General features: G+C 38.9%; 4 protein-coding genes. 2 read left to right on the top strand and 2 right to left on the bottom strand.

Features of this window, described 5'->3' with window-relative positions:
• A partial coding sequence (locus KTQ90_RS12955; RefSeq protein ID WP_217318774.1) for an IS1380 family transposase occupies positions 1-1,269 on the top strand: 1,269 nt, incomplete at its 5' end.
• Here the strand turns inward: KTQ90_RS12955 and KTQ90_RS13985 are convergent.
• On the bottom strand, positions 1,250-1,585 hold the full coding sequence (locus tag KTQ90_RS13985; protein ID WP_369681097.1) for a ScaI family restriction endonuclease: 336 nt from the start codon (positions 1,583-1,585) through the stop codon (positions 1,250-1,252). The genes KTQ90_RS12955 and KTQ90_RS13985 overlap by 20 nt on opposite strands.
• Complete coding sequence (locus KTQ90_RS12965; RefSeq protein ID WP_217318776.1) at positions 1,572-1,811, bottom strand: helix-turn-helix domain-containing protein; 240 nt, start codon at positions 1,809-1,811, stop codon at positions 1,572-1,574. Before KTQ90_RS12965 ends, KTQ90_RS13985 begins: the two co-directional genes overlap by 14 nt.
• Before the next feature lie 282 nt (positions 1,812-2,093).
• On the opposite strand from KTQ90_RS12965, the gene KTQ90_RS12970 reads away from it, so the two are divergent.
• Positions 2,094-3,257, top strand: a complete 1,164-nt coding sequence (locus tag KTQ90_RS12970) for an IS4 family transposase (RefSeq protein WP_217318777.1) — start codon at positions 2,094-2,096, stop codon at positions 3,255-3,257.
• Positions 3,258-3,293 lie beyond the last annotated feature (36 nt).

The following is a 3,293-nucleotide window of genomic DNA, read 5'->3' on the forward strand; positions in this document are numbered from 1 at the left end:
AAATCTGAGAAACTCACTCCTTTTGGAGGAATATTTTCAATCATGGAGCAATTTGACTCCACATTGTCTTCTATAATCGATTCTACATTGGGTCTAAGAAGCAAACAGTATGGTTATCAATATAGCGAAATCATCCGTTCACTTATGAGTGTTTATTTCTGTGGTGGCTCATGTATTGAGGATGTCACTACTCATTTGATGAACCATCTCTCACTTCATCCGACACTTCGCACTTGTAGCTCTGACACTATCCTCAGAGCGATAAAGGAACTGACGCAAGAACACATTTCATACACATCAGATACGGGTAAGAACTACGATTTCAATACGGCAGACACGCTCAACACGCTACTTCTAAATTGTCTGTTGACAACTGGTCAACTGAAAGAGGACGGTGAGTATGATGTAGATTTTGACCATCAGTTCATAGAGACCGAGAAGTATGATGCAAAGCCTACATACAAGAAGTTTCTCGGATATCGTCCCGGCGTGGCTGTCATTGGCGATATGATAGTCGGTATCGAGAACAGCGACGGCAATACTAACGTGCGTTTTCATCAACAAGACACGCTGAAAAGAATCTTTGAGAGACTTGAACGTAACAATCTTGTAATCAATCGATTCAGGGCAGACTGCGGATCTTGCTCGGAAGAGATAGTAGAAGAAGTTGAAAAGCACTGCAAGTCTTTCTATATCCGTGCCAACCGCTGCAGTTCGCTCTACGATGACATCTTTGCGCTCAGAGGGTGGAAGACGGAGGAAATCAACGGCATTGAGTTTGAGTTGAATTCCATTCTTGTTGGGAAATGGAAAGGAAAAGCATATCGTCTTGTCATTCAAAGACAGAAGCGAATGGATGCAGATCTTGACCTGTGGGAGGGAGAATACACCTACCGTTGCATACTGACCAATGATTACGAATCTTCTGTCAGAGAGATTGTCGAATTCTATAACCTTCGTGGAGGTAAGGAACGTATATTTGATGACTTGAACAACGGATTCGGATGGGACAGACTTCCAAAGTCCTTTATGGCTGAAAATACGGTATTCCTACTGCTCACTGCACTTGTACGCAACTTCTATAAATTCATCATGGAGAGGCTTGAAGTGAAAAAGTTCGGACTCAAAGCAACAAGTCGCATCAAAGCATTTGTGTTCAAGTTCATCACAGTACCTGCCAAATGGATTAGAACGTCAAGGCAGTTTATACTGAATATTTACACAGACAATCAAGCTTACGGAGAGTTATTCAATACAGACTTTGGCTAATCCTTATTTCTTGTCGGTTTTCAACTGCGTATTGCCTCAAGTCGCTTGGTGGGGTAAGGGGATGAAATGGCTTGTCACGAGAAATACAGCAATCAAATAAAGCCCCAAGACACCATAATGACAATTTTGAGTCCGACAAGCGATTTATTGAAACAGTTGCGGAATTAAGGTTAAATATGTCCTCCCATGATTTTAACACAACTTCCTTGATTTTATCTTTAAGAGGATGCTTATTAACCAGCTCTTCTGTTTTTGAGCGCCATTTATCTACTGGCAAATTAATATAAGGTGATTCCATATAATTATAATCTATCATTAAGTTCTGAAAAAAAATCCATGTATGAAGTATTAATTGCACCACAAATATCAATTAACTCAATAACATCAATACGTCGTTCACAAGTTTCAATCTTGCTAACAACAGTTTGACTAACATTCAATTTTTCTGCTAATTGAATTTGCGTTATACCAGATGCTTCTCTTTTTTGTCTAAGTAATGCAATCATAGTATGATATCTTTTCTGATGAATACTTTTTTCCATTCTTTTTTTTACAAAGGTATAATCCAAACTTCATTATTCCAAAATAGAATATCAAAGAAGGATGAATATACTTCATAAGAATAAATATCTATTCATTATAAGTGTTTACACTAAAATAGCTATCATTTTTACTGCTATTTAAAATTATAATTGACATCACTACTGTCCCGTTAAAGTGGACTAATCGTTCTTTGAATTAATTGAAATACAGTCTATTAGGTGGTGTTTGGGAATGAAACGGACTTGATTTCGTAACTTTGCAGGCAAATAAAAATGACTGCTATGTTCCAAGACAAATACGTTTTTGCCCAGCTCACCGCTTTTTTGAACAGAACTCAGTTTAACAACTATGTTCGCAAGTATGATGGAAACCGCTATGTGAAGCATTTCACATGTTGGAATCAGTTGCTTGCTATGATGTTTGGTCAACTGAGTAATCGAGAGAGTTTGCGAGATTTGATTGTTGCTTTTGAAGCACATAGAGCAAAGCAATACCATCTTGGATTAGGGCGTAAGCCTATTGCGAAAACGACATTTGCTTCTGCCAATCAGAATCGTGACTACCGTATATTTGAAGACTTTGCTTTCTATATGATGGAGCAAGCCAGGAAGAAACGAGTAACGGATATCTTCAAGTTGAAAGGCAATGTGTATGCTTTTGACTCAACGACCATTCCATTGTGTTTGTCGGTCTTCTGGTGGGCAAAGTTCCGTAAGAAGAAGGGAGGAATAAAAGCACATGTGCTATATGACCTCGAATCTCAGGTTCCAGCTTTCTTCCATATCTCTACAGCATCAGTTTACGACTCAAAGGCTATGAAGGAAATTCCTTATGAATCAGGTTCTTACTATGTTTTCGACCGTGGATACAATGCATTCAAGGAGCTTTTCAAAATACATCAGCATGAATCGTTCTTTGTTGTGCGAGCCAAGAAGAATCTGCAATACAAATGCTGTAAATGGAGGCGCAGGTTGCCAAAGAATATATTGACAGATGCTGTGATTGAATTCACTGAATACAATTCATACCGGAAGTATCCGGAGAAACTCAGACTCGTCAAATTCTATGATGAAGAACAAGGTAGGGAGTTTGCCTTCCTGACAAATGCTTTTCATCTAACAGCTCCTGAAATCGCCAACCTTTACAAGAACAGATGGCAGATAGAGCTGTTCTTCAAATGGCTAAAGCAGCACCTCAAGATCAAGAAGTTCTGGGGTACTACAGAGAATGCTGTGAGAATCCAAATCTCATCGGCAATCATAGCCTATTGCCTTGTTGCTATCGTACAACATGATTTGCAACTTAAGCGATCAACTTATGAGGTTCTTCAGATTCTAAGCATTTCTCTTATGGATAAGACACCACTCGTAGATCTCTTCGAAAGGACTGATTTCAATAATGTCAAAGAACTCGATTGTCCCCTCTTTCCGGGGTTATTTGATTAATATTTAACTGGTCCCGATTTTAACGGGACACTAATG

It is taken from the genome of Leyella stercorea (assembly GCF_019052365.1).
GTDB lineage: Bacteria > Bacteroidota > Bacteroidia > Bacteroidales > Bacteroidaceae > Prevotella.

Excerpts from the sequence above, each read along its gene's own strand:
- KTQ90_RS13985 (WP_369681097.1), bottom strand. The coding sequence starts at position 1,585 with ATGATAGATTATAATTATATGGAATCACCTTATATTAATTTGCCAGTA.
- KTQ90_RS12970 (WP_217318777.1), top strand. The coding sequence starts at position 2,094 with ATGTTCCAAGACAAATACGTTTTTGCCCAGCTCACCGCTTTTTTGAAC.
- KTQ90_RS12965 (WP_217318776.1), bottom strand. The coding sequence starts at position 1,811 with ATGGAAAAAAGTATTCATCAGAAAAGATATCATACTATGATTGCATTA.